Raw genomic sequence first — 25,294 nt, 5'->3', positions numbered from 1 at the left:
GCTCTTACGCCGGTCCGGGGTGCCCGGATCGATCCCGACCGGACTCGGGTGTGACCCCACGCGCGCGCAGCTCGGCCCAGACCTCGTCGCGGTCGACGTGGACGAGGATCGCGATCACGTCGCCCGGCCGCGCCCACTCCAGGCCGCGGCGGATCGCCGCGACCTCACTCTCGACGCGCTCGCATGCGATCCCGAGCCCGGCGAAGCTCTGCTCGAGCAGCGCTGGGACCTCGCCCGGGCTCCGTCCGCGCAGGTAGTGCTCGAGGTCGCGGGTCAGCACCAGGTCGGGCCCCAGAGAGGCGACCGCGCGCGCGATGTCGCGGATGTCGTCGTCGCGCCGGTCGCCGGCGATGCCGAGGCTGACCAGCAGACGCGCGCCGGCGCGGATCTGCGCGAGCAGCGGCGCGAGCCCGGCGATGCCCGCGGGGTTGTGGGCGAAGTCGAGGAACAGCTTGGCGTGGTCGAGCCGCACCAGCTGCGCGCGGCCCGGGTTGTCGACGAAGCTGCGCAGGCCGGCCGCGATGGCCTCGTCCGGCAGGCCCAGCGCGGCCGCCAGCGCCGCGGCGGCCAGCGCGTTGGCGACGTTGTGCGTGGCGGCGCCGCCGAAGCAGAACGGTAGCTCGTCGATCGGCACGAGCGCGACGTCGGGCTCGCCGCCGCGGCCGCGGGTGAGCTCGCCCGCGGTCGAGACGAACCACACCTCGCCGCCGGCCGCGCGGTGGCGCAGCAGCTGCGGGTGCTGCGGGTCGCGCGAGAACCACACGACCGGCGCCGGGAACGCCTCCGCGGGCAGGGCCAGCAGGGGGTTGGCCGGGATGTCCGAAAGGACAGGTGAATCGGTCGGCGCGGCCGCGGCGTGCGAGGCGGCGAGCGCGGGGCCGGTGGGTGAGTCGAGCGGAGCGCCGGGGGAGGGGGAGGTGGCGAGGGCATCGCCCGCGGGCGCGGAGAGCCCGGCGTCGACGTGCGAAAGTGCGGCGGGCGAGGCGGAGCCTGCCTCGAGCGTCTTCGAGGACATGTCCTCGGGGACCTGGCCGATCGGCAAGGTCGTCGAGGGCATGCCCGAAGAGACAGGTGGCACGGCGGCCGGGGTGTCGGCGCCGAGGACGATGCGGCCGTGGGGGGCGACCACGCGGGTGACGACGGCCTTGACGCGGGCCATGGCGTCGAGGTCGTCGATGCCGTGCTCGCCGAGGTGGTCGGCCGAGACGTTGGTGATGCAGGCGGCGTCGCAGCGGTCGACCGCGAGGCCGCGGCGGAGGATCCCGCCGCGGGCGACCTCGAGCACCGCGAGGGTCACCCGCGGGTCGCGGAGGACGATCCGCGCCGCGCCGGGGCCGGTCCAGTCGCCGGCTTCGACCAGCTGCTCGGCGACGACGAGGCCGTCGGTGGAGGTGTTCCCGGGGACATGTCCGGCGGTGCGGGCGATCCGCGCCAGCAGGCGCGCGGTGGTGGTCTTGCCGTTGGTGCCGGTGACGAGCGCGACGGGGATCGGCCTCAGGCTGTCCCAGGGGACATCCTCGGGCGCCGGCGCGAGGGCCCGCGGCCAGGTGCGCGACGCGGCGCCCTCGCCGAGCGAGAGGTGGTCGTCGTCGAGCAGCAGCGGCACGCAGTGGGCCTCGGCGGCGGCCTGCAGGGCGGGCAGGACGGCCAGGCGCTCGCGCTCGCGGGCGGCGAGCAGGTCGGCCGCGAACTCGTCGAGCGCGCGCGGGGGCTCGCCGCCCAGGGTCCGCGCGGCGCACTCGACGGCCCACTCGGTGACGTCGACCGCGACGTACAGGGCGTCGGGCGGGGCCGGGAACACCAGCGCCGCGCCGCGATCGCCGGTCCACCGGCGCACGACCGTGGGCGCGTCCCAGCCGAGCAAGCGGGCCGCCTGCGCGACCGCGTCCTGCCACACGGCGATCGCCCGCGCGACGTCGTCGCGGGCGTCGAACTCGACCTCGGCGATCGCGCCCGGGCCGTCCAGGTCGAGGTTGACCCCGGTCAGCCGGCGGGCGTCGAGGAGGCGCATGGTGCTGTCCCTCGGGTCAGGTCAGTCCTCGCTCCCGGTCTCGCGGGCGAGGCGGACGCCGCGGGCGTCCTCGACCACGCCGGCGGGCGCCGGATGGGCCTCGAGCGGGCGGTCGTCGTTGACCGGGCCGGTGAGGCCGGCGGGCTGCCCCGCGAGGTGACCGGTGGGGTTGCTGGGCAGGCCGACGGCGAGCTGGCCGACGCTCGAGGTGGCGACGGCGCGGTTCGCCGGGGCGAAGCGGTCCTCGCGGAAGCGGACGATCTGCTTCCAGCAGCGCGAGATGTTGTCGCCGAAGATCAGCAGCAGGTCGCCCTGGTCGCAGGCGGCCAGCGCGGTGTCGATCGAGCGCTGCTCGTCGAGGATGATCTGGATCTTGTCCTCGGCGACGCCGGCCTGGAGCAGGCCCGCGCGCAGCAGGTCGGCGACCTCGCCGGAGGCGCGGCCGCGCAGGCCGTCGTCCTGACGGATGATGAACTGGTCGAACGCCGGCGCGGCGTGGCGCGCGATCTCGGCGATGTCGGCGTCGCGCCGGTCGCCGGGGGCCGCCAGCACGCAGACCCGCTTGCCCTTGACGTCGAGCCGCGACACCAGGCTCGCCATGGCCCGCACCGCCGCCGGGTTGTGGCCGTAGTCGAGGATGACCTTGAACGGCAGCTCTTCGAAGACGTTGAGCCGGCCGGGCGCCTGGAAGTAGGTGCTGTCGAAGGTGCGCAGGCCCTGGCGGATGTTCTCGAGCTTGACGCCCATCGCGTAGGCGACGCAGGTGGCGAACATCGCGTTCTGCACGTTGTGCAGCGCCTTGCCCTCGAGGGTGGCGGGGATCAGGTGCGTCCACAGCAGCGGGATGTGCGAGCCGCGGTCGTAGACGGTGATCATGTCGCCGTTGATGCCCTCCTCGAGCACGACCGCGAGGCCGCCGGCGCGGATGTGCCGGCGCACGAGGTCGTGCTTGGGGCTGGTCGTGACGTAGCCGATCCGCGTGGCCTGGGTGTAGTCGGCCATGCGCAGGCAGTGCTCGTCGTCGGCGTTGAGGACGGCGCAGTCGCGCGCGACCTCGACGACGATCCGCTTGAGCTCGGCCAGCTGGTCGAGGTTGTCGATGCCGCCGAGGCCGAGGTGATCGGAGGTGACGTTGAGGACCGCGCCGACGTTGCAGGCGCGATAGCCCATGCCGGCGCGCAAGAGGCCGCCGCGCGCGGTCTCGAGGACGGCGAGGTCGACCAGCGGATCGCGCAGGACCATCTGCGCGGCGACCGGGCCGGTCATGTCGCCGACCACCGTGCGCTCGCCGTCGATGTAGACGCCGTCGGTGGTGCACAGGCCGACGGTGGCGCCGGACATCTTGTGGATGTGGGCGATCATGCGGCAGACGGTGGTCTTGCCGTTGGTGCCGGTGACCGCGGCGATCGGGATCCGGCTCGGCGTGCCCGGCGGGAACAGCATGTCCATCACCGGGCCGGCGACGTCGCGCGGGGTGCCCTCGGTCGGGGCGACGTGCATGCGGAAGCCCGGAGCAGCGTTGACCTCGCAGATCCCGCCGCCGACCTCGCGATGACTGCGGGTGATGTCGGGGGTGATGAAGTCGATGCCGCAGATGTCGAGGCCGATCGCCTTGGCCGCCCGCACCGCCATCTCGCGGTTGTCGTGGTGGCACACGTCGGTCAGGTCGATCGCGGTGCCGCCGGTGCTGAGGTTGCCGGTGCTGCGCAGGTAGACCTCCTCGCCGGCGGCGGGGACGGTCTCGGCGCTGTAGCCCTTGAGCTCGAGCAGGCGCCGGGCCTGGTAGTCGAGCTCGATGCGCGTCAGCACCTTCTCGTGGCCGATGCCGCGGCGCGGGTCGCTGTTCACCTGCTCGATCAGCTGGGCGATGGTCCGCTCGCCGTCGCCGACGATGTGGCCCGGGACCCGCTTGGCGACCGCGATCAGCTCGCCGGCGACGACCAACATGCGGTGGTCGAAGCCGGGGATGTAGGTCTCGACGATGACGCTGTTGGAGTGCTCCTGCGCCTTGTCGAAGGCGGCTCGCACCGCGGCCTCGCTCTGCAGGTCGATCGAGACGCCGCGGCCGTGGTTGGCGTCGAGCGGCTTGACGACCACGGGGTAGCCGAGGCGGTTGGCGGCCGCGACCGCGCGGTCGGCGTTGCGCACGAGGTGCTGGCGCGGGACGGGCAGGCCGAGGTCGCCGAGGATCTTGTTGGTCTCCTCCTTGTCGCTGGCGATCTCGACGGCGATGTGCCGCGTCTCGGAGGTGACCGTGGCCCGGATCCGCTTCTGGTAGCGGCCGTGGCCGAACTGCACCAGCGATTGATCGTTGAGGCGGATCCACGGGATGTCGCGCCGCTCGGCCGCCCGCACCAGCGAGGCCGTCGACGGGCCGAACTGACGCTTCTGCGCGAAGGCGATCAGGTCCTCGAGGCGGGACTTGAAGTCGAAGCCGGCGGGCACGCTCTTGCGGCCCTCGAAGCCGTCGGGCAAGAGCGAGTGCAGGAGGTCGAGCGCGAGGTCGCTGGCGGCCTCGCCGACGCGCTCCTCCTCGTACTCGTAGACGACGTAGTACTGGCCGGTGGCGCCGGTGCTGCGCGTCTTGCCGAAGCTGACCTTGGCCCCCGTGAGCACCTGGATCTCGATGGCGACGTGCTCGAGCACGTGGCCGAGCCAGGTGCCGCTGTCCTCGCGCAGGCGGCGGACGAACCCTCCCGCGTCGCCGTACGAGCAGGTGTGCTGCTGCAGGGTCGGCAGCGCCTCGAGCAGCCCGTCGACGAAGCCCGGGATCGTCGCGCTCGGCCACTGCTCCAGCTCGCCGAGGTCGATGTTCATCCGGATGACCGGGAAGTGGGCGTAGAGGTTGGGACCGCGGTAGACGCGACGCTCGAGGATCTGCATGATGTCCCTTGGGTCAGGTTGTCGAGGACCGCCGCGAGGCGGGGAAAAGAGGCAAGGCGCCGCGAGGCGGGGTCTGTCAGTCGTCGTCGTCGGGCGGCGGCAGCGGCGGGACGGCCTCGCGGGTGACGAAGTTGTAGCGCGCGCCCTTGGTGAGGATATGCAGCTTGATGCCCGTCAAACAGATGGGCTGGCCAGGTTTTGCGAAGGCCATCGACGAATGCTCGAGGTTGGCGACGTCGACCAGGGTGATGGCGCCGGCGCCGTCGACGTGCATGACGTCGTCGGGGCCGAGGAAGGCGGCGGTGTCTTCGTCGAGGCCGATGCCGACGGCGAAGGGGTTGAAGGCGAGGACCGACAGCAGTCTGCCCAGACGGTCGCGCTGGCGGAAGTGCTGGTCGATGACGACGCGGTTGGTCAGGCCGAAGCCCGGCGCCAGCGATGCGAGCCCGGCCTTGGGGGTCGCGCCCCCCTGGCCGAAGGCGATCATGTGCTCCGAGAGAATTGCGGCGCCGGCGGACGTGCCGCCGACGGTGACGCCGCGGGCGTTGAGCCGACGAATGGCCTTGGCGACGGGGGTGCCGCCGAGGATCGTGCTGAGCTGCAGCTGGTTGCCGCCGGTGAAGAAGACGCCGGTGGCCTGCTCGAGGATGCCGAGCCAGTCCTCGCGCTCGGCGTCGGCGCGGGTCTCGAACGGCAGGGCGCGAGCGCTGTGGGCGCCCAGCTGGCGGAAGATCTTCTCGTAGCGCGACCCGGTGTCGGGCAGGCGAGAGGCGGTGGGAATGACGGCGATCCGGGCGCCCGCTCCGCCGCTGACCTCGACGAAGCGGCGGAGGATGACCGGGTCCTGCTCCTTCTCTTCAGCGCCGCCGACGGGGACGATCCACCCGCGGCTGTGGTGCTCTTCGATGCGTGCTGGGCTCACGAGGCAGACCTCTCGAAGGGCCCGCATACCACTGTTTGGCCGCCCTGGATCAGCCATCGTCCGCGGGCGATCACGCCGGCGATGTGACCGTGGTCGTCGAGGACGACGAGGTCGGCGTCGGCCCCCGCGGTGAGCCTGCCCTTGTGCGGCAGTCGCAGGAGGTCGGCCACATTGGTGGTGAAGATCGGCAGGACGGTGGCGAGCTGCTGTCCGCGCGCCAACAGCTCGGTCAGGGTGTCGCTGAGGGTGGTCGGCCGCCCGACGTCCATGGCGCAGATGTGCCCGTGACCGTCGAACACCGGCATGCAGCCGGCCCCGTCCGACGAACATGTGAGCCGGCTTACCGGCAAGCCCTGCGCGATCCAGCGGTCGATCGCGTCGGCGGCGTAGAGGCTGTCCCCGGGGTCATCTTCGGGCGGGAAGGCGGTGACGTCGACGCTGCAGCCGCGCGCGACCAACTCGCCCGCCTCGACGAACAGCCGGCGGTTGCGGTTGACGTGGGTCGGATGGAACACCCGCGGCGGCAGCTCGCTCAGGTCGAGGGCCCGGCGCACGAGGTCGAGGCCGCGCAGGCCGTCGCCCATGTGCAGGTGCACGATGCCGGCCTTGCCGGACATCATGCCGCCGACGTGGACGTCGGCGGCGACCCGCAGCAGCTCGTCGAGGGTCGGCTGCGAGGAGCGGTGGTCGGACAGGGCGAGCTCGCCGACGCCGATGATCGGGTCGACGAACACGAGGTCGCGGCGCACGCTGCCGGTCAGGGTGGGCACCGGGAGCTCGTAGCTGCCGGTGTAGCACCAGGCCGACAGGCCCTCGTCGCGCAGGCCGAGGGTGCGCGCGACGAGGTCGGCGACGGTGCGGGTGGTGCCGTCGGTGCCGAGGACGCCGACGACGGTGGTGATGCCGGCGCGCGTGAGCTGGGTGAGGCTGACCGGCGGGACGCGGGTGCTCGGGCCGGCCTCGCCGCCGCCGCCGACGAGGTGGACGTGGGCGTCGATGAGGCCGGGGATCAGCCGCGCGCCGCGGAGGTCGTGGACGCTGCACAGCTCGGGGGCGATGGCCGGCAGCTCGCGGGCGATCGCGGCGATCTTGCCGGCCGCGAGCAGGACGTCGCACACGCCGAGCGGCGCCGGGGCGAACACCTCGGCCCCGCGGAGCAGCTGCAGCAGGGGCGGCGCGCCCGGGCTGGCCGAAGGGACATGTCCGTCAGTACCACCAGAGGGTCCGGCCATCGACCGGCGAGTCTAGCCGAGCGCGACGGGGCCGGGAAGGCTCTGCGGAGGCGGCTGCGACAAAGGACATGTCGAGAGGGACATGTCCGAAAGCGCTGGTCTGCGGGCGGGGACGCCGACGGTCGGGCGCCGGGAGGGGGGCGCCGAGGGGCGCGGGGCCGCGGCTCAGGGGTTCGGGACGGGGGCCTTCACGACCGGGCCGAAGTCGGTCTTGTCGGGCGAGGCCTCCTCCTCGCAGGCGTCGCCGCCGAGGTCGCTGGTGTAGACCGTCGAGGGGGCGCCCTGGAGGAACATGGTGCCGCAGCCGCCGTTGCCGTAGGCCTTGTCGGGGTCGCAGCGGACGCAACGCCAGCCGCTGCTGGTGCCGGTGCCGCGGTTGCACACGAACGCGTCGTCGCAGAAGTAGGAGCGGCAGTGCTGGTCGAGCACGTCGAAGCCGCGCACGGCGCTGTTGCCCCCGACCGCGTCGACGCCCTTCGGCGCGCACACCTTGGCCTCGGTCGGCTCCGGGTTGTCGGCGTCGCCGCTCAGGGTCTGGTAGGTGCGGACCTCGAGGCCCTCGTTGCAGGCGCTGCCGTTGGGCGGGCAGCCGGCGCTGCCGTACTGCTCCTGGGCGCAGGAGTAGGCGCCCGCCTGGGCGATCGCGTCGTTCCAGGCCTTGGCCACCGGGATGTTGTCGTCCGCGGGGTACGGGGCCGGGTTGCAGTCGACGTCCTCCTTGTCGAGGACGCTGCAGACCTTGTTGTCCTGGCTCTGGGTGAAGCCGCCGCCGCCGCCGCCGTCGGCGGCGCAGCGCGACTGCCCGCGGTTGTCGGCCAGCGCTTCGCGCAGCGGGGCGTCGCAGTCGCCCGGGTTGTCGCAGCGGAACACGCCGTCGCCGTCGGGGTTCATGATGAAGTTGCAGCCGAGCGAGGCGACCACGGCGAACAGGGCGGAGGCGACGAGCGAGCGGATGGGCATGGGCGGAGTGCGGCCTTAATCAGGTGCGCCCGCCGAGGATACGGAGGGGGGCGGAGGAGCGCAAGCCGGGATCTGGACCTCGAAGGCGGTCCCCGCGGGGCCGGTGGCGGCGACGCGGACGCTGCCCTCGTGGTCCTGCACCAGCTGCTGGACGATCGACAGCCCGAGGCCCGTGCCCTGCGGCTTGGCCGTGAAGAACGCCTCGAACACCTTGTCGACGTCGGCGACCGGCAGGCCGGGGCCGTTGTCCTCGACGGTGACGCGCACGACGCCCGCGCCCTGGCGCAGCCGCACGGCGATCCTCGGGGTCCGCGCGAGGTCCGAGGAGAGATCGCCGAGGTCGCTCACGTCGTCGGCGGCCCCGCCGCGGCTGCCGACCAGCGCCTCCCGGGCGTTGCGCAGCAGGTTCATGAACAGCTGCCGCAGCTGCCCCGCGTCGCCCAGCACCCACGCGGGCCCGGGCACGTCGAGCTCGACCTCGATGCCCGCGCCGGCCAGCTCCTCGCCCATGAAGTCGAGCAAGCTGTGGAGCTCCGCCGCGAGGTCGGTCGGCACGCGCTCCGGCGGCTTGCGCCGCGCCAGCCCGAGGTAGTCCTCCGTGATCGCGGTGAGGCGATCGATCTCCGCGGTGATCTTGCGCAGCAGCTGCTGCGCCTCGGGGCTCGCAGAGGCGATCTCGTCGTCGAGCAGCTCGACGTTGAGGGCCACGCTCGACAGCGGGTTGCGGATCTCGTGCGTCACCTGGGCCGCGAGCTGGCCCACGGCGGCGAGGCGTTCGCCCCGGATCAGCCGGCGCTCGCGCTCCTGCAGCGCTTCGGCCATGTGGTTGAACTCGAGCGCGAGGCGGCCGACCTCGTCGCCGCGCAGGGCCCCGGGGGCGGCCACCCGCTGGGCCCAGTCGCCTTCGCCGAGCTGGCGCACGCTGGTCGCCAGCCGCCGCAGCGGCCGCAGCGTCCAGATCACGCCCAGAGCCGCCAGGAGCGCCATGACGCCGGTGGCGGCGGTCAGCAGGGCGATGGTGCGCTCGGTTTCGCGCTCGCGCTCGCTGACCTGAATTTGCAGGTCGATGATCGCGCGCGAGACCTGCTCGTCGAGGCGGCGGAACAGCTCGGTGATCTCGTTCTCGCTGCGCACGTCGGCCAGCGCCTCGGCGGGCTTCAGGTTGGCGGCGGCGGCGGCCAGGTCCTCGAGGCGGCTCAGGACCTCGCGGAACTCGCGGAGCGTGCGGACGGCCTCCTCGCCGCCGAGCCGCTCGGGGTGGGCGATCGCGCTGTCGAGCACCGAGCGGGCCTGCTGGACCTGTTCGGCGCGCGTCTCGAAGGCCTCGGCGAGGGTGGCCTCGAGGCCTCCGCTGAGGCGCTGGGCCTCGCTGCCGCGGCGCTCGCGGGCGTGGGTGGTGATGCGGACCGACTGGCGATAGGCGGTGGTGAGGTCCTGGTTGAACTTGACGTAGATGATGGTGAGGAGGTCGAAGCTGACCTTGAGGGCGCGGAGCTCGCGGATGATGAGCAGCGAGGTGACGCCGCTGGTGATGACCACGAGGACCACGAGCGCGGTGATCCGCGCGGCGAGGCTGTGGCGCAGGCGCAGAGGCGGAGCAGGCGGTGGGGGGAGCCCGGGCGGCACGCGCGGCGATGATGCCGTGTCGGCGCGGCCGGCAAAACCGGCAAGCGACTGTATGGCTCCGGTCGGTGGGAAATCCGGTGGGAAAACCGGTGCGCGGTCGGGGTCGCCGCAGGAGGCCTGATGACGCGGGCCTCTTCCCTGTCGGCGCATCCCGTGCGACGTTTGGGCCCCGATGTCGCCCCGCCCGCGCCGACTGTCCAAGCCCGCGACCGCCCTGTCGCTGGCGCTCGCCCTGTCGCTCAGCCTACCCACGACCGCGGCCGCCGCGCCGGTGGCGGGCAAGGGCTCGGTCCTCACGCTCGAGGGCGACGATCCCGCCAAGGCGGCGGCGCTGACGAAGGCGCTGCAGGCGGAGTTCGCGGCGCGCGGGGTCGGGGGCGGGCGCGACATGTCGCTGTCGGAGCTCAAGCTGACGATGGGCTGCGACGAGCCGCCGTCGCCGAAGTGCCTGGCCGAGGGCGGGCGCACGCTCGGCGTCGACAACATGGTCTACGGGTCGCTGGCGAAGAGCGGCGGCGGGTACGTGGTCCAGCTCAACCTGCTCGACGTCGGCGGCGCGAGCGTGAAGGAGTCGGTGACCGCGGAGTACCCGGCGTCGGCGCTCGAGGGCGGGCAGGTCAACGCGACCGCGAAGGACCTGGTCGGGCGCGTGCTCGGGGCCGAGAAGGTCGCGGAGCCGGAGCCCGCGCAGACGGAGCCGGAGCCGCAGCCGGAGCCGGAGGCGGGCAAGTCGAAGCTGGTGTGGGGCCGCTACAAGGACCAGCCGAAGTGGAAGAAGGCCGGCCTGGCGGCGTCGGCGAGCATCGCCGTGCTGGCGTTCGGCGCGGGCATCGGCCTGTTCATGGCGTGGCGCAAGCCGAACGGGCCGGTCTTCAAGAAGATGCTGCAGCTGGCCGAGGACTCGTACGACAACGACAACCCCGACGACAACGTCGCCTACGGCGAGGGCGAGGACATCTGTAGGAACGCCCGCGCGCCGCTCGGCGACGGCGTGACCAACGCCGCCGTCGCCAACCAGTGCACCCGCGGCGAGAACATGGCCAAGGCGACCACCGGCATGCTCGTGCTCGGCGGCGTCGCCCTGGCTTCGACGATCGCCTTCACCACCCTGATGTTCGTCCACCGCGAGTCGCCAGGCATGGCCAAGCTGCGCAAGCACGGCGTCAACTTCGGCGCGGCGCCGACCTTCACCGGCGGGGTGATGTTCGGCGGCGGCATGCGCTTCTGAGCCGAGCACCGGCGCGCCCGCCGGTGTCGACAATCGCGCTCGACGGCCCGGCGGCGCGGTCGTCGGATTCAAGAAATGATGATAGTTGACGAGGCGACGGGGTCGTGGTATTCCCCGTCCGTCATGCTTCGCGCCACCATCACGCTCCAGTCGCAGCTCGCGCTCTCGCAGCCGCAGCTCCTGGACTTGTTGTGCGCCTGAGGCGGCGGCTCCGGGCGAGCTGCAGGACGTGCTCTGACCGGGTGGCAGACCCGGTCTGCGAGGCTTTCGGCGCCTGAGCGCCGGCGCCGCACGCGGCCGCGATCGCGCAGGCGATCGGCGGTGACGCGCGGGCGCCTCGCATTGTTTTCAATGCACCGCATGTCCGAAGGGACATGCGATGCATTGGCCTGACGAGACCATCGGGTGAAAGTCCCGAGGGGATCTCATTGTGTAATGCCTGGGAAGGACCAGGAGAAGATGTGAGTATGTCATGAGCATCAAGCCCCACCTGAATTGCGGGACGATCGGCCACGTCGATCACGGCAAGACCACCCTCACCGCGGCCCTGACCCGCGTCTGCGCCGCGCACTTCGGCTCGAAGGCGCGGGCCTTCGAGGACATCGACAACGCCCCCGAGGAGCGGGAGCGCGGGATCACGATCAACGCCGCGCACGTCGAGTACGAGACGGAAAACCGCCACTACGCGCACATCGACTGCCCGGGGCACGCCGACTACGTCAAGAACATGATCACCGGCGCGTCGCAGATGGACGCGGCGATCCTGCTGGTCGACGCCAGCCAGGGGCCGCAGCCGCAGACGCGCGAGCACATCCTCCTGGCCCGCCAGGTGGGGGTGCGGCAGATGGTCGTGTTCCTCAACAAGGTCGACGTCGCCGACCCCGAGATGCTCGAGCTGGTCGAGCTCGAGGTCACGGAGATGCTCGAGCGCCAGGGGTACCACGGCATCCCGTTCGTGCGCGGGTCGGCCCTGCAGGCGCTGCGGGGCGAGGACGAGCGATCGATCCTCGCGCTGCTCGCCGAGCTCGACCGCATGACCCTGCCCGAGCGCGACGTCGCCGGGCCGTTCCTCATGCCGATCGAGGGGGTGTGCACGATCGCCGGCCGCGGCACCGTGGTGACCGGCCGCGTCGAACGCGGGACCCTGACCCCCGGGACGACGATCCAGGTGGTCGGTCGCGTCGACGGCCGCCCGCTCGAGGCGGTGGTGACGGGGATCCAGATGTTCCACAAGAACATCCCGGAGGCCCGCGCGGGGCTCAACGTCGGCATGCTGCTGCGCGGGGTGGACCGCGACCAGGTCGAGCGCGGGCAGGTCGTGATCGCGCCCGACTCGATGCGGCCCCACTCGGCCGGCACGGCGGAGATCTTCACGCTCACCGAAAAGGAGGGCGGCCGCCGCACCGGCTTCGGCACCGGCTACGCGCCGCAGTTCTTCTTCGGCGCCTGCGACTCGACGGCGATCCTCGACGTCGGCTCACTCGGCTCGGTGACCCCGGGCGACCGCGCGACGGTGCGCTTCAAGCTCGGCAAGCCGGTGGCGTTCGAGCCGGGCATGAAGTTCGCCATCCGCGAGGGCGGCAAGACCGTCGGCGCCGGGGTGGTCCTGGCGGCTGAATGAATTGATCGGAATCAAGAGCGCCGGCCGGTTCGTCGAACCGGTCGGCGCTGTTGCGTCAGGAGTGCACCGCTCGCTCGCTGAGCGATCAGAGGGTGTCCTCGCTCTCGCCGGTGTCGCCCTCTTCTTCGGGGTGGGGAGCCTCGTCCTCGGGGTCCTCGGGGTGGGGAGCCTCGTCCTCGGGCTCGTCCTCGCCCTCGCCCTCGCCCTCGGGGTCCGGGGTGCCGTCGTCGTCGTCGTCGTCCTGGTCGCCGGGATCCTCGGCGTCGGGAGTGCCGTCGTTGTCGTCGTCGTCCTGGTCGCCCGGATCGTCGGCGTCGTCGTCGGCGTCGTCGTTGTCCTCTTCGTCCGGGGCGTCGTCGTCGTCGTCGTCGTGGTCGTCGATGCCGTCGTCGTCGACGTCGTCCTTGTCGTCGTCGTCGTCGTGGTCGTCGATGCCGTCGTCGTCGTCGTCGTCGTCCTTGTCGTCGTCGACGCCGTCGTTGTCGTCATCCTTGTCGTCGGGGTCCGCGATGCCGTCGCCGTCGCGATCGAACACGGAGCCGTTCAAGCTGTCGTCACAGCCGGTGAGGCCAAGCGAGAGCGCAGTGAGGAGTACGAGGGGCAGGGAGCGAATCAGCATAAGCGTGCGTCCTTCGCTGCCTGAGTCCCCGGGCTCGCGTCGCTGTTACAGCGCGGAGAAAAAAAACATCGACGCGCGCCTCGTGGACACGCGTCGAGGTCGCACCCCGGAGGAGTCAGTAGCCGCGGTGGGACGGCGGCGGCGGCGCGTAGCGGTTGGGGAACGGGTCGGCGGTGTCGCGGCGGAACAGGTCGTCGTGGCCGGCCTCGCGGAAGAAGGCGACGCCGATGACGCCGATGTTGCGCGGCTTGCCCGTCTGCGCGGCGTAGCCGCTGTCGGTGTCGCTGAAGCGGAAGGCGGCGACGGTGTCGTCGGAGGTCCGCCAGCCTTCGATGGCGAAGCTGGTGTACGGGGCGACGACGTAGCCGCGCTTGTGGAAGTCGGCCTCGCCGCCGTCGAGGACGTCGAGGCCGTCGACCGAAGCGACGACCTCGAGGCGCTGCGCGGTGTGGTTCTCGACGCCGATGCTGTAACGCGCGCCGATCTCCCCGATCGCGTAGACGTCGCCGCCGACCTGCGCGGCCGACAGCGGCGCGCCGTACTCGTCGCGCAAGGTGAGGCTGACGGGGCCGTTCTGCTGGCTCGCGGGGAGGATGTAGGGCGAGCCGGTCTTGTGCTGGGCGATCTGCTGCACCCCCGCAGCGTCGTTGTAGCGCATGCTGAGCACCAGATCGGGGTTGTAGGCGTCGGCGCGCTGGAACTGGGTGCCGCGCACCGAGCTCGAACGCTGCTCGCCGTAGGCGGTGCCGAGGCCGCGCGACCGCTCGCGCTCGGCGACCTCGCCGCTCACGCTGGCCTCGCCGCCGCCCGGGGCCATCGGGCCGGCTGCGTCGGCGGTGGAGGCGGTGATTTGGAACTGGGGGGCCTCCGCGGGGGTGTAGCCGGCCGCGTCGGGGGCGTTCAGGCGGGCGACGTCGGAGTGCTTGCTGCAAGCGGCGAGGGCGGCGACGGAGGCGAGGAAGAGCGAGGCGACGACGGTGGTGCGGGGCATGGCGTTCGTCCGGTTGCGCGACCAGAACGCGCCAGGAACGGGGCGCTTACACCGGGCGAGGCGGGCGAGTTTGCGCGGGCGAGTGGAGGCGCGCAGCCGACCGAGCAGCGAGCATTTGCCGCGGGCCGAAGTGGCGCGTGACGACGATATGTCTCCAAGGAAAGGTTCTTATGAGCATGTCCTTTGAGACATTATAGAGGGCACGAGACGCCGACTGCCGACGAGGGCGTCGCCGACGAAGATCGGCGCTCACCCGACGACGATGTCGCCGCGGGTGCTGCCGAGGATCGCCAGCAGCTCCTCGCGCTCGGAGCCGTGGACGCCGAACTTGTCGAGCGTGGCGAGGAAGTCGTCGACGAACGCGTCCCACTCGGCGGTGGTGATCGCCAGGTGCGCGTGCGTTTCTTGCATCGACCGGCCCGTGTAACGCTGCGGGCCGCCGGTGGCCCCGCAGACCAGCTCGGTCACCAGGTACTTGAAGCCGGGTGGGGAGACGCGGTGGTGCGCCGCGTCGACGCGCGGGTTGGCGTTGAGGCGCGAGTCGACCATGATGCGGTCGATGAAGTCGTCGACGACGCTGGCGATGGCGTAGACGCCGCCGAGGCGCTCGTACAGGGAGGGCTTGGGCTCCGTGGTCATGCGAGCAGGGGAGCGCGGCCGGGGCGAGCGGCAAGCGGGCGGGGCTAGGCGTCCTCAGGATGGATGTCGGCCCACTCGAGGTCGAAGCGCTGCAGGTACTTGCGCAGGCGGTCGGCGTCGTTGCTCGAGCGCTTGCGCAGGCGCGAGGCGGCGAACAGGGTGCGGCCGGCGTCGGACAGGTTGCGGGCGGCCGAGCACACGCGCACCACCTCGGCCAGCTGCACGCGGTCGAACGGGTCGACCTCGGCCAGGCGTTCCTTGCCGAGCAGGCGCGTCAGCTGGTCGTCGCCGACGTTGACCGGGGTGCTCGACCAGGCGGCGCGCAGGCGGGCGAGCTCCGCCTCGACCTCGCGCACGGAGATCCGCCCGCCCGGCGCGAGCGTGGCCATGCGCTCGACGGCCGCCGCGAGGTCGCGGAAGTTGCCCGACCACGCCGCGTCGCTGGCGGTGGCGAACTTCAGGAAGGCGGCGCGCGCCTGGCCGTAGAAGCTGGCCTTTCGGCCATGTCTCTGTGACCAGCGCTCGAGCTCGTAGTCGAGGTTGGGCTCGAGGTCCTCGCGACGCTCGCGCAGGCCGGGCAAGCGGAACGACCACAGGTCGATGCGGGCCAGCAGGTCCTCGCGAAAGCGGCCGGTGGTGACGTCGGCCCGCAGGTCGCGGTTGGTGCCGGCGACCAGCTGGAACTCGCTGCGGATCTCGCGATCGCTGCCGACCGGGAGGAACACGCGGTCCTCGATCGCGCGCAGCAGCATCGCCTGCTCGTCGAGGCCGAGCTCGCCGATCTCGTCGAGGAAGAGGAGGCCGCCGTCGGCCATCTTGAGCACGCCGGCGCGGTCGCGGACGGCGCCGGTGAAGGCGCCGCGGACGTGGCCGAACAGCGCCGACATCGCCGCGTCACCGCGCAGGGTGGCGCAGTTGAGCTCGACGAAGGTGCCGCGGATCTGGTGGCGGTTCTGCTTGAGCTCGAAGATCTTGCGGGCCAGGCGGGTCTTGCCGGCGCCGGTCGGGCCAGTCAGCAAGATCGGCGCGCGCGTCACCCCGGCGACTTGCTCGATCTGGGCGATGAGCTCGTTGAAGGCCGCGTTGCGGGTGGCGATCCCCGCCTTGAGGAAGGACTCGCCGGCGCGGGCGTCCTCGGCGAAGCGCTCGGCGATCGGGGCGTAGCGGGCGAGGTCGAGGTCGATGATCGCGTGGGCGCCGGGGTCGCCCTGGTCGCGGCGCGCCGGCGGGATCGTCTGCAGCAGGCGACCGGGCAGGTAGCGCGACTCGGTCAGCAGGAACAGGCAGATCTGCTGCACGTGCGTACCCGTGGTGATGTGCACCAGGTAGTCCTCGTCGTCCGGGCGGAACGGGTAGGCCCGGACGAAGTCGAGGAGGCCGGCGTACACCTCCTCGAAGGCCCACGGATCGGCGAAATCGAGGCGGTGCAGGCGCACCCGGGTCTCCGGCGAGATCTGGGCGATGTCCGCGGTGACGGCCTCGGCCAGCTCGGCGTGGGCGCTGCCGTGGATGAGCTCGAGCCGGTCGACGATGAGGTCGTCGTGACGGCAGAGGTCGACTGTGGGCCGCCAGCGGTCCCAGCGGTTGCGTCCGCCGATGTCCATCTGGGAGCCGAGGATCCCCAGGACGACCGTGGGCCTCCGCATGCGGCGCCCAATCTATCAAAGATTATAGATTGGGATAGAAAATTGTGCTGGCCAAGGGTCGGTGCCCTTCGGTAAGATCTTGAAACTATCTCGTTATTCCCTGAGTCACGGCCGCCAGGCACGTTCTCTGCGATACCGGGCTTCAGGAGAACGCCGATGTCCAACCGTGACGCGCAAAACTACGAGGTCCATCAACCCAAGGGCGGGGTCCCGATCAAGCGCTGGACCCGTGGGGTGCAAGTAGAAGAGGACGCGATCGCGCAGCTCGAGCGGATCGCGCAGATGCCGTTCATCCACCGCTGGGTGGCGGCGATGCCGGATGTCCACCTCGGGATCGGCGCGACGGTCGGCAGCGTGGTCCCCACCGTCGGCGCGGTGATCCCGGCGGCCGTCGGCGTCGACATCGGCTGCGGGATGATGGCGGTCGAGACGACGCTCAAGGCGTCGGACCTGCCGGACAACTTGAGCGAGGTCCGCTCGGCGATCGAGAAGGCCGTGCCGCACGGCCGGACCACGAATCACGGGCGGGACAAGGGCGCGTGGCACGACCCGCCGGCGCCGGTAGCGACGGTGTGGAAGCAGCTCGAGCGGCGCTTCGACGCGATCGTCGACAAGCACAAGGCGATCGAGAAGAGCAACACGGCGGTCCACCTCGGTACGCTCGGGACCGGCAACCACTTCATCGAGGTCTGCCTCGACGAGCGCGACCAGGTGTGGTTCATGCTCCACTCGGGCTCGCGCGGGGTCGGTAACCGCATCGGCTCGCACTTCATCGCCCTCGCCAAGGAGGAGATGAAGCGGTGGTTCGTCAACCTGCCCGACCAGAACCTGGCGTACCTGTCCGAAGGTACCAAGTACTTCGACGACTACGTCGAGGCGGTCGAGTGGGCGCAGGACTTCGCGCGGTACAACCGCGAGCTGATGATGCAGGCGACGATCAAGGCGGTCGCCGGCTGCAAGGGCATCCCGCCGTTCTCCGCGGAGGCGACGGCGGTCAACTGCCACCACAACTACGTCGCGCGCGAGCACCACTACGGCAAGGACGTGCTCGTGACCCGCAAGGGGGCGGTGCGGGCCCGCACCGGCGACCTGGGGATCATCCCGGGCAGCATGGGGACCCGCTCGTACATCGTCCGCGGCAAGGGCAACGCGGAGAGCTTCCACTCGTGCAGCCACGGGGCGGGGCGGGCGATGTCGCGGACCGAGGCGCGCAAGCGGTTCACGGTGGCCGACCACCGCAAGGCGACCGCCGGCGTCGAGTGCCGCAAGGACGAGGACGTGATCGACGAGACGCCGATGGCGTACAAGGACATCGACGCGGTGATGGAGGCGCAGCGCGACCTGGTCGAGGTCGTCCACACCCTGCGCCAGGTCGTCTGCGTGAAGGGATAGGATGCAGGCGCCCAAGGACGCGATCGTGATCGACGGCTCGGAAGGCGAGGGCGGAGGCCAGATCCTCCGCACCTCGCTGGCCCTGTCGCTCATCACGGGGCGGCCCTTTCACCTGGTCAAGCTGCGGGCCCGCAGGCACAAGCCGGGGCTGCTCCGCCAGCACCTCACGGCCGTCCGCGCGGCCACCGGCGTCGGCGGGGCCAAGGTCCAGGGCGACGCGCTCGGCTCGCAAGAGCTGGTCTTTCAGCCAGGTCCGGTCAAGCACGGCGACTACTCGTTCTCGGTCGGCAGCGCCGGCAGCGTGACGCTGGTGCTGCAGACGGTGATCTGGCCGCTGCTCCACGCGCCGGGCACGTCGACCCTCAGCTTCGAGGGCGGGACGCACAACCCGATGGCGCCGCCGTTCGAGTTCATCGCCGAGGTGTTCCTGCCGCTGCTGCGCCGCATGGGCGCGCAGGTGCAGGCGAACCTCGACCGCGTCGGCTTCTACCCGGCCGGCGGCGGTCGCTTCACGGCGAAGGTCACGGGCGGCGAGCCGCTGCAGCCGCTGCAGTGGCACGACCGCGGCCAGATCGTCCGCCGCCAGGCGCGGGCGATCTACGCCAACCTGCCGAAGTCGATCGCCGACCGCGAGCTGCGTGCGGTGCAGAACCTGCTCGGCTGGGAGCGCTCCGAGCTGCGCGCGATCGAGGTCGAGAGCGCCGGGCCCGGCAACGCGCTGCTGCTGTCCGTCGAGTTCGAGCACGGCAGCGAGCTGTTCTCCGCCTTCGGCGAGAAGCGGATCTCCGCCGAGCAGGTCGCCGCCCGCGTGGTCAAGGAGCTCGGCGAACACCTCGGCTCCGACGCGCCCGTCGGGCCCCACCTCGCCGACCAACTGCTCATCCCGCTGGCCCTCGCCGGCGGCGGCAGCTTCCGCTCGCACGCGCTGACCCAGCACACCATGACCAACATGGAGATCGTCGGTCGCTTCCTGCCGGTCCAGTTCGAGGTGACCGACGCGCCCGGCGGCACGCGCCGGGTGTCCGTCGCGCCGCGGTGAACAGGGCCGTCGCGCAGCGACGGTGGTGAGAGCGACGGGTTGTGCGCCGGCGGGTCGACGACCCGCGGGGACGGTCGCTGCGCGTTTACATGTTCGATGAAACATGCTTCTCAGGGCATGTTGAATGGAACATGTACATTCGGACATGGCTCCGCCGAGCCCCGCGAGATCGGCACCTGACCGCCTCGGGAGCGCGAGCGCAGGGCCGGCTGCGCCGCAATTTTTCTTGACCGACCGGTCTGGTACCACTATCTTGACTGGGTGGTCCAGAATTTCTACGCTCAAGAGCGCCCCCGTCCGCGGGCCTACTACCAGCACTTACAAGCGATGCCGCGCATCAAGGAGTTCGAACCCGAAGAGGCGCTCGACCGCGCGCTCGATCTGTTTTGGCGCCGGGGTTACGAGGGCACCTCGTTGCGGGACCTGCTCGAGCACATGGAGATCTCGCGGCAGAGCCTCTACGACACGTTCGGCGACAAGCGCTCGCTCTTTTTGAAGGTGCTGGCCCGCTATGAGGCGCTGGCGGTCGAGGGCATGCTCGACACGCTGACGCGCACCAACTGGAGCCGGCCGATCGAGCGGCCGCTGACGGCGCTGGTGGCGATCCGCGGGTTCTTCGAGCTGTTCCTCGCCGAGGTGGTGCTCGACCGCGATCGCGGCTCGTGCCTGATGGCGAACACTGCGATCGAGGTCGGCCCGGCGGACCCGGAGATCCAGGGGGTCGTGCGCGCCTACTTCGTGCGCGTCGAGGACGCGCTGCACGCCGCCCTCGCCCGCGCCCACGAGGCCGGCGAGCTCCCGGCCGGCAGCGAGCCGCGGGGGCTGGCGCGGCACCTGGTCAACACGCTCTACGGGCTCGGCGTCATGAGCCGCTCGGGGGCCTCGCGCGCGGCGCTGCGGCAGATGCTCGACGTCGGCCTGTCGGTGCTCGCCCGCTGATCGTTGTTCGCCAGCCTGTCGCAGCTTCGGGTCGGTATGTCCCGAAGGACATCTTGTAGTCGTTGAAAACAAGTCCGTCCGGGCTGGACCCGGGGAGGGTGATCATGCCGTTTGTGAACTACGCGGCCAAGGAGATCAACCTGAAGCTCGTGTATTACGGGCCAGGTCTCTCGGGCAAGACCGAGAACGCGAAGTGGATCCACCGGAAGACCGATCCGGAGCGGCGCGGGGCGCTGCTGCAGCTGACGACCGACAGCGAGCGCACGCTGTTCTTCGACTTCATGCCGCTGACGCTCGGGACCATCCGCGGCTTCCGCGTGCGCGTGCACGTGTACACGGTGCCGGGGCAGATCTACTACGCGGCGACGCGCAAGCTGGTGATGCGCTCGGCCGACGGGGTGGTGTTCGTGGCCGACTCGCAGGAGCAGCGGATGGACGCCAACGTCGAGAGCCTCGACAACCTCCATCGCGACGTCGCCGAGCACCGGCTCGATCTCGGCGACGCCTACGTCATGCAGTACAACAAGCGCGACACGCCGGACGCGCTCCCGCTGGCGGAGCTGCGCGCGGCGCTCAACCCCGCGGGGTGGCCCGAGTTCGCGGCGGTGGCCGTCCGCGGGGACGGGGTGTTCGACACGCTGCGCGCGGTGACGCGGCTGGCGGTCGCGCAGCTGCAGGCGCCGCGGGCCGCCGGGCAGTGACGGCGGCTCGCGTCCTGAGGGGCTCAGCCCGGGGTGAAGGCGTCGCAGGCCTGGTCGACGACGGTGATGCCGTTGGTGAAGAACGGCCCGTAGTCGGCGGCGCAGATGCTGCCGATCGCGCTGTGGCTGAACTTGCTGACGAACTCCTGCAGGCGCGGCGCCGGACCGCCGGCGAGCGCCTCCATGTCGGGGGCCATGTTCGGGGCGCAGCCGCCGCCCGTCATGTTGCCGTCGCCGACGAGGCCGAGCACGACGACCGACCCGGCGTTGCCGCCCTTGGCCGCGACGAGCGCGTCGTACCACTCCTGCGGGCCGCCGGGCGAGCCGGTGCCGCCGTTCTCGTTGGTGTCGTCCTTGTCGGACACGAACACCACCACGAGCAGGGCGTCGCTGCGCAGGAAGCCCTCGTCACAGCCGCCGGCGCCGTTCATGGCCGCGCTGACGGCCTCGGTCGCCGCGAACATCGGCCGCTTGTCGTTCTGCGCCTCGTACTGGCCGACGGAGGCGGCGCAGTCGAAGGCGGCGGGGAGGTCCGGCTGGCTGTCGAGCATGTAGCGGCGGCCGTCGGCGATCTCGCAGAACTTGCCCGAGTTGCTGTAGTCGCGGCCGGCGCCGTACTGCGAGGCGCACTCGCTGATCGCCAGGCCGGCGCACGGGATGCCGTTGCAGGTCTCGGCGTTGCCGCCCTCGCAGGTCATGGCGCAGCAGAGCGGGGCCGGGCCGCAGAAGCACTTGCCGGGGCCGAGGCACTGGCTGGTGTTGGACACGCCCTTCCCGTCGTCGGCGCCGATGGCCATCACGTGCGTGTCCTGCATGCCGAGGGTCGACTTGATGCCGTCGTAGAACGCCGGGAACGCGCCGATCAGGCCCTCCTGCTCGGACTTCATGGTGAGGTCGTTGTCGATGACGAACAGCAGGTCGACCTTCTGGCAGCCGGTCGCGGCGGAGCCCGTCGGGTCGTCGACGCCGGTGGTCCCGGGCGTCGACGTGTCCGAGCTGCCCGCGCTCTCGGCCCCCGAGCCACCGCCCGAGCTGTCGTCGGGCGGCACGGACGAGGAGTCCGACGGCGCTTCGGTGTCGGCGACACCGGTCGGCGGCGGCGTGGCAGTGACGGCGCCGGCCGTGGCGTCGGTGTCGGATTCGACCCCTGGCGTGTCGTTGTCGACGCAGGCGGCGAGGGCCGAGGCGCACATCAGCCACCCGCCGAGAACGGTCTTCGTAGTGCGAGTCATGTCCAACTATTTAGCCCCGACCGTGCGAACAGATGACCGGCGCCGTGGGTGCCATCACCGGCGGCGGCAATCATCATACAGGGTGTTACCCGCAATAACAATGTTCCAAGGGCCGATTCGGGCGGACGGGCGGATCCGGCGAATGCCATGAGGCGTGACGACCATCATCGCCGCGTCCGCGCTCGGTATGATCATAGGGGCCGCCGCGCGCGCCCGCGGCGAGCCGGGCGCCGGACGTCGTCCGCCCTCGAGCCGGCGGGGCGCGCGGCGCGAGGGCGGGGCGAGCTGGTGCCGGCGGGACGCTCAACCGATCGGCACGAAGATGTCGCAGGCGGTGTCGATGACGCTGACCGCCTCGAGGAAGAAGGGCGTGTAGTCGGCGGCGCAGACGCTGCCGAGGACGCCGCCGGAGAACATCTGGACGAACGACTGCAGGCGCGGGGCCGCCTCGCCGCCGTCCTCGTAGGGGTTCCAGACCGGCGGGCACAGGCCGCCAGGGAGGTTGCTGTCGCCGACCAGGCCGAGGACCACGGCGGCCTCCGGGACGCCGTGCTTGGCGGCCACGACCGCCTCGTACCACCCGGCCGGCTCGCCGGGCGAGCCCTCGTTGGCCTCGAGGTTATCGTCCTCCTCGTCGGTGATGAGGATGAGCACGAGGATCGCGTCGTCGCGCAAGAAGCCCTCGTTGCAGCCGCCGGTCCCGTTCTGCACGGCGCCGAGAGCGGCCAGCGCGGACTGGATCGGCCGCTCGTCGCCGCTGCCGAACGCGCCGATGCCGGCGGCGCAGGCGAAGGTCGACACGAGGTCCGGCTGCGACGCGAGCATGTAGCGGCGGTCGGCGGCGATCGGGCAGCGCGTGCCGTACTGATCGTAGACGCGGCCGCTGCCGTACTCGAACTCGCAGCTGTCGATGCTGATCAGGTCGCACGGCTCGCCGTTGCAGGTCGTGCCCTTGAAGATCGTGTCGCACACGTCGCGGCAGCAGGTCGGCGCGGGGGCGCAGATGCACTCCTTGAAGTCGCAGTCCTGGTCGCCGTCGCCGGGGTTGCCGTCGTCGGTGGAGATCGTCATGACGTGGTAGTCGTCGGCCTCGAGCGTCTCGTTGATCGCGGCGATGAAGCCGGGGAACGAGGCGATCAGGCTGCTCTGCTCGTCGGCCATCGAGTTGGAGTTGTCGATGACGAACAGGAAGTCGACCTTGTCGCAGCCGGGGGGTTCGACGACGACGCCGCCGCTGCTGTCGCCTGCGGGCAGGTCGAGCTTGTCGGCCGCGCTCTCGGCCGCGCTCCCGGCCTCGCTCTCGCCCTCGGTGTCCGAGGTGCCGAAGAGGCCCGGTGGCAGGCCGCTCCCGTGGGGTGGTGAACCGTCCGTGAGGTCCCCACGCTGTCCGTCATTGTCGGTGCACGCGAGCACGAGCGTCCACGCGAACCACAGGTGGACAGGATGCGACATCGAGCGAGCCATGCCGATTCCTTAGCGCCGTCTCGGCGCCGAGGACCGTGGATGGCGTCACAGCTCAGCGCGTCGCCTCGAGGTAGCGCTGCTCGAGCGAGCGCCCCTTGCCGACGCCCGAGATGCGCGCGCCCTGGGCCAGCAGCTCGCGCAGCGCCGCGGCGATGACGTCCTCGGCGGCGCGGTTCGGACCTGGCTGAAAGGACACCCGGAGCACCCGACGCTGCGAGTCCCACTCGACCGCGACGTCGCCGAGGTGCGCGCGCAGCTGATCGATCGGCTCGGGGCCCGGCGCGAGCACCACGAACACCTCGGCGTCCTGCGCGGTCAGGGCCGACACCGCCCCCGCCTCGAGCGTCTGGCCCTTCTCGATGAAGGCCGCCTCGTCGCAGATCGCCTCGAGCTCCTGCAGGTTGTGCGACGACACCACGATCGTGCGCTGGCCGCGGTGGCTGCGGAGCGCCTCGCGCAGGTCGTGGGCGTGACGCGGGTCGAGGCCCGCCGTCGGCTCGTCGAGGAGGATCAGCTCGGGGTCGCCGAGGAACGCCTGCGCGACCCCGACCCGCTTGACCTGCCCGTGCGACAAGGTGCCGGCGCGCCGCCCGGCCAGCTCGCTCAGGTCGACGATCCCGAGCACGCGCTCGGCCTCGCGGCGAGCTGTCTCCGGGGACATGCCCTGAAGGCGGGCTAGAAAGGTCAGATGCTCGCGCACGGTCAGCTCGCGCCCGAGCACCGCGTCCTGCGGCAGGGCCGCCAGGCGGCCCTTGAAGCGCATGACGTCGGGCGGGCCGTCGAGCACGGTGATGGTGCCCTGGTCGGCGCGGAGGAAGCCGCACACGACCGAGAAGAGGGTGGTCTTGCCGGCGCCGTTGGGGCCGATGAGGGCGAAGATCGAGCCGCGAGGGACGCGGAGGTCGACGCCGCGGAGGGCGTGCACGGCGCCGAAGCGCTTGTGCACGGCGGTGAGCGCGAGCGCGGGGGCGTTCACAGGTCCCTCCGGCGGAACACTTGAAAGCCGAGCCAGGTGTAGCCGGCGCACAGGGCGGCGCAGCCGGCCGCGTTCATCAACCTGTGCAAAAGGTCAGGGTGGAAGAACTGCGTCTTGTAGGCGAACGGGGTCAGCCAGCGCAGCAGCGACAGCGGCGCTGGGGTGAACAGCGCCCACACGCCGAGGATCCACAGGACGAACAGGAAGAAGGTCGCCAGGGCGCGCGCGGCCCCGGGACCGCGCACCAGCTGGGACGCGCAGGCGACCGGGCCGAGCACCGCGAACGCGAACAGGGCGAGGATCGGCCAGGCGCGCAGGAGGGCGAGGAAGCAGTCGAGGACGTCGAAGCTCGGCAGGTAGGCGCCGCCGATCACCAGCACCGGGATCATGCCGAGGCCGGCGATCAGCGCGACCAGCAGCACCTGCGACAGCAGCTTGCCGAGGACGAACGCGCCGCGGCTGGTCCGCAGGGCGACGAACCGGACGGTGCGCAGGTGGAGGTCGCCGGCGACGAGGTCGTAGCTGGTGAGCGCGATCAGCCACGGCAGGGCGCCGAGCGAGAACCACGCGAACACGAGGACCATCGGCGGATAGGTCGCCAGGTGGCCGGCGATCTGCTGGTCGCCGCCGGCGATGACGTAGAGGAGGCCGGTGTAACCGGCGCCCTGCGCGGCCCCGGCGGCAGCAGCGGCGGCCATCTTCTCGCCGGTGTCGCTGATGCCGCTGATGGCCTCGGAGGTCGCCTGCTGGGCGAACTTGACGACCTCGACGTAGATGTAGCTCGTGACCGAGGCGACCAGCAGATAGAGGAGCGCGAGGACGAGGGCGCGGCGGGTCCGTATCGATTCACGCAGGTCGAAGCCGGCGATCAGCCAGGCGTCGCGCAAGAAAGTGGATGAGGTGGCCAAACCGACGCCGAGGGTACCCGAGGTCGCCCGGCGCGAGAAGTGTGACAGCGCCGGCAGACCGCGAAGGAGGTTGTGTCGTTGACCCGAATCATGACGCGCTCACGCTATCGCCCTCGCGGCCCCAGTGCGCTCTATCTGCTCGGGGTCCTTGTTTTCGGCGGCTCGATCGCCGCCCTGTCCGCCCTGGCCGCCCCCGATGTGGCGGCCGCCACCACGTACGACGGCCGATGAGCGCCCGGCTCGATGCGGGATCTCGACCACCTCT

20 protein-coding genes are annotated in these 25,294 nt (G+C 71.4%); 6 read left to right on the top strand and 14 right to left on the bottom strand.

Translation table 11 applies throughout. The features are described 5' to 3' along the window. Nucleotides 1–4: 4 nt before the first annotated feature. From O0S08_RS42200 to O0S08_RS42175, 6 genes are all read right to left on the bottom strand, one after another. Nucleotides 5–2,011 carry a Mur ligase family protein gene (locus O0S08_RS42200; RefSeq protein WP_269035186.1) on the bottom strand — a complete coding sequence of 669 codons (2,007 nt, stop codon included), beginning with the start codon at nucleotides 2,009–2,011 and terminating at the stop codon, nucleotides 5–7. Nucleotides 2,012–2,032: 21 nt separating this feature from the next. Then, complete coding sequence (cphA, locus tag O0S08_RS42195) at nucleotides 2,033–4,894, bottom strand: cyanophycin synthetase (RefSeq protein ID WP_269035185.1); 2,862 nt, start codon at nucleotides 4,892–4,894, stop codon at nucleotides 2,033–2,035. A 76-nt stretch (nucleotides 4,895–4,970) separates the two neighbouring features. Then, the gene (locus O0S08_RS42190; protein ID WP_269035184.1) at nucleotides 4,971–5,816 is read right to left on the bottom strand and encodes a cyanophycinase; all 846 of its coding nucleotides are present in this window, start codon (nucleotides 5,814–5,816) and stop codon (nucleotides 4,971–4,973) included. Continuing rightward, on the bottom strand, nucleotides 5,813–7,048 hold the full coding sequence (gene iadA / locus O0S08_RS42185) for a beta-aspartyl-peptidase (RefSeq protein ID WP_269035183.1): 1,236 nt from the start codon (nucleotides 7,046–7,048) through the stop codon (nucleotides 5,813–5,815). Before iadA ends, O0S08_RS42190 begins: the two co-directional genes overlap by 4 nt. Nucleotides 7,049–7,213: 165 nt before the next feature. After that, entirely contained in the window at nucleotides 7,214–8,008 is a 795-nt protein-coding gene (locus tag O0S08_RS42180; RefSeq protein ID WP_269035182.1) for a hypothetical protein, read from the bottom strand. A gap of 15 nt (nucleotides 8,009–8,023) precedes the next feature. After that, nucleotides 8,024–9,634 carry a sensor histidine kinase gene (locus O0S08_RS42175; RefSeq protein WP_269035181.1) on the bottom strand — a complete coding sequence of 537 codons (1,611 nt, stop codon included), beginning with the start codon at nucleotides 9,632–9,634 and terminating at the stop codon, nucleotides 8,024–8,026. 172 nt (nucleotides 9,635–9,806) lie between these two features. Here O0S08_RS42175 and O0S08_RS42170 point away from each other — a divergent pair, with 172 nt between their 5' ends. After that, a complete protein-coding gene (locus O0S08_RS42170) occupies nucleotides 9,807–10,862 on the top strand; it encodes a hypothetical protein (RefSeq protein WP_269035180.1) in 1,056 nt (351 codons plus the stop codon). A 472-nt stretch (nucleotides 10,863–11,334) separates the two neighbouring features. Further along, nucleotides 11,335–12,483 carry an elongation factor Tu gene (locus tag O0S08_RS42165; RefSeq protein WP_269035179.1) on the top strand — a complete coding sequence of 383 codons (1,149 nt, stop codon included), beginning with the start codon at nucleotides 11,335–11,337 and terminating at the stop codon, nucleotides 12,481–12,483. Between the two features lie 85 nt (nucleotides 12,484–12,568). On the opposite strand, the gene O0S08_RS42160 is transcribed toward O0S08_RS42165, so the two are convergent. From O0S08_RS42160 to rtcR, 4 genes are all read right to left on the bottom strand, one after another. Continuing rightward, nucleotides 12,569–13,102: a hypothetical protein gene (locus tag O0S08_RS42160; protein ID WP_269035178.1), complete on the bottom strand. Its 534-nt coding sequence runs from the start codon at nucleotides 13,100–13,102 to the stop codon at nucleotides 12,569–12,571. Between the two features lie 115 nt (nucleotides 13,103–13,217). Continuing rightward, on the bottom strand, nucleotides 13,218–14,093 hold the full coding sequence (locus O0S08_RS42155; protein WP_269035177.1) for a hypothetical protein: 876 nt from the start codon (nucleotides 14,091–14,093) through the stop codon (nucleotides 13,218–13,220). A 249-nt stretch (nucleotides 14,094–14,342) separates the two neighbouring features. After that, a complete protein-coding gene (locus O0S08_RS42150) occupies nucleotides 14,343–14,732 on the bottom strand; it encodes a group I truncated hemoglobin (protein WP_269035176.1) in 390 nt (129 codons plus the stop codon). Nucleotides 14,733–14,776: 44 nt separating this feature from the next. Continuing rightward, entirely contained in the window at nucleotides 14,777–16,378 is a 1,602-nt protein-coding gene (gene rtcR / locus O0S08_RS42145) for an RNA repair transcriptional activator RtcR (protein ID WP_269035175.1), read from the bottom strand. Nucleotides 16,379–16,534: 156 nt separating this feature from the next. Here rtcR and O0S08_RS42140 point away from each other — a divergent pair, with 156 nt between their 5' ends. The 4 genes from O0S08_RS42140 (at nucleotide 16,535) to O0S08_RS42125 (ending at nucleotide 20,449) form a co-directional block, all read left to right on the top strand. Beyond that, a complete protein-coding gene (locus O0S08_RS42140; RefSeq protein WP_269035174.1) occupies nucleotides 16,535–17,770 on the top strand; it encodes an RtcB family protein in 1,236 nt (411 codons plus the stop codon). A gap of 1 nt (nucleotide 17,771) precedes the next feature. Beyond that, nucleotides 17,772–18,809: an RNA 3'-terminal phosphate cyclase gene (rtcA, locus tag O0S08_RS42135; RefSeq protein ID WP_269035173.1), complete on the top strand. Its 1,038-nt coding sequence runs from the start codon at nucleotides 17,772–17,774 to the stop codon at nucleotides 18,807–18,809. 261 nt (nucleotides 18,810–19,070) lie between these two features. Beyond that, nucleotides 19,071–19,748, top strand: coding sequence for a TetR/AcrR family transcriptional regulator (locus O0S08_RS42130; RefSeq protein WP_269035172.1), 678 nt, complete (start codon nucleotides 19,071–19,073; stop codon nucleotides 19,746–19,748). A 104-nt stretch (nucleotides 19,749–19,852) separates the two neighbouring features. Next, nucleotides 19,853–20,449: a GTP-binding protein gene (locus O0S08_RS42125; protein ID WP_269035171.1), complete on the top strand. Its 597-nt coding sequence runs from the start codon at nucleotides 19,853–19,855 to the stop codon at nucleotides 20,447–20,449. Nucleotides 20,450–20,472: 23 nt separating this feature from the next. Here O0S08_RS42125 and O0S08_RS42120 read toward each other — a convergent pair whose 3' ends face one another. From O0S08_RS42120 to O0S08_RS42105, 4 genes are all read right to left on the bottom strand, one after another. Then, nucleotides 20,473–21,681, bottom strand: coding sequence for a hypothetical protein (locus tag O0S08_RS42120; RefSeq protein ID WP_269035170.1), 1,209 nt, complete (start codon nucleotides 21,679–21,681; stop codon nucleotides 20,473–20,475). 303 nt (nucleotides 21,682–21,984) lie between these two features. Next, on the bottom strand, nucleotides 21,985–23,145 hold the full coding sequence (locus tag O0S08_RS42115) for a hypothetical protein (RefSeq protein WP_269035169.1): 1,161 nt from the start codon (nucleotides 23,143–23,145) through the stop codon (nucleotides 21,985–21,987). A gap of 52 nt (nucleotides 23,146–23,197) precedes the next feature. After that, nucleotides 23,198–24,121: an ABC transporter ATP-binding protein gene (locus O0S08_RS42110; RefSeq protein WP_269035168.1), complete on the bottom strand. Its 924-nt coding sequence runs from the start codon at nucleotides 24,119–24,121 to the stop codon at nucleotides 23,198–23,200. Next, nucleotides 24,118–25,029, bottom strand: coding sequence for an ABC transporter permease (locus tag O0S08_RS42105; protein ID WP_269035167.1), 912 nt, complete (start codon nucleotides 25,027–25,029; stop codon nucleotides 24,118–24,120). The genes O0S08_RS42110 and O0S08_RS42105 overlap by 4 nt, the downstream gene beginning before the upstream one ends. Nucleotides 25,030–25,294 lie beyond the last annotated feature (265 nt).

The organism is Nannocystis punicea, assembly GCF_026965555.1.
Lineage (GTDB): Bacteria > Myxococcota_A > Polyangia > Nannocystales > Nannocystaceae > Nannocystis > Nannocystis punicea.
The sequence above is the reverse complement of the archived record's forward strand: the minus strand, read 5'-3'. Positions and strand labels throughout refer to the sequence as shown.

What these genes read in the sequence shown, in the direction of transcription:
- O0S08_RS42200 (WP_269035186.1), bottom strand. Translation starts at nt 2,011, where the DNA reads ATGCGCCTCCTCGACGCCCGCCGGCTGACCGGGGTCAACCTCGACCTG.
- cphA (WP_269035185.1), bottom strand. Translation starts at nt 4,894, where the DNA reads ATGCAGATCCTCGAGCGTCGCGTCTACCGCGGTCCCAACCTCTACGCC.
- iadA (WP_269035183.1), bottom strand. Translation starts at nt 7,048, where the DNA reads ATGGCCGGACCCTCTGGTGGTACTGACGGACATGTCCCTTCGGCCAGC.
- O0S08_RS42180 (WP_269035182.1), bottom strand. Translation starts at nt 8,008, where the DNA reads ATGCCCATCCGCTCGCTCGTCGCCTCCGCCCTGTTCGCCGTGGTCGCC.
- O0S08_RS42170 (WP_269035180.1), top strand. Translation starts at nt 9,807, where the DNA reads ATGTCGCCCCGCCCGCGCCGACTGTCCAAGCCCGCGACCGCCCTGTCG.
- O0S08_RS42165 (WP_269035179.1), top strand. Translation starts at nt 11,335, where the DNA reads ATGAGCATCAAGCCCCACCTGAATTGCGGGACGATCGGCCACGTCGAT.
- O0S08_RS42160 (WP_269035178.1), bottom strand. Translation starts at nt 13,102, where the DNA reads ATGCTGATTCGCTCCCTGCCCCTCGTACTCCTCACTGCGCTCTCGCTT.
- O0S08_RS42155 (WP_269035177.1), bottom strand. Translation starts at nt 14,093, where the DNA reads ATGCCCCGCACCACCGTCGTCGCCTCGCTCTTCCTCGCCTCCGTCGCC.
- O0S08_RS42150 (WP_269035176.1), bottom strand. Translation starts at nt 14,732, where the DNA reads ATGACCACGGAGCCCAAGCCCTCCCTGTACGAGCGCCTCGGCGGCGTC.
- rtcR (WP_269035175.1), bottom strand. Translation starts at nt 16,378, where the DNA reads ATGCGGAGGCCCACGGTCGTCCTGGGGATCCTCGGCTCCCAGATGGAC.
- O0S08_RS42140 (WP_269035174.1), top strand. Translation starts at nt 16,535, where the DNA reads ATGTCCAACCGTGACGCGCAAAACTACGAGGTCCATCAACCCAAGGGC.
- rtcA (WP_269035173.1), top strand. Translation starts at nt 17,772, where the DNA reads ATGCAGGCGCCCAAGGACGCGATCGTGATCGACGGCTCGGAAGGCGAG.
- O0S08_RS42125 (WP_269035171.1), top strand. Translation starts at nt 19,853, where the DNA reads ATGCCGTTTGTGAACTACGCGGCCAAGGAGATCAACCTGAAGCTCGTG.
- O0S08_RS42120 (WP_269035170.1), bottom strand. Translation starts at nt 21,681, where the DNA reads ATGACTCGCACTACGAAGACCGTTCTCGGCGGGTGGCTGATGTGCGCC.
- O0S08_RS42115 (WP_269035169.1), bottom strand. Translation starts at nt 23,145, where the DNA reads ATGGCTCGCTCGATGTCGCATCCTGTCCACCTGTGGTTCGCGTGGACG.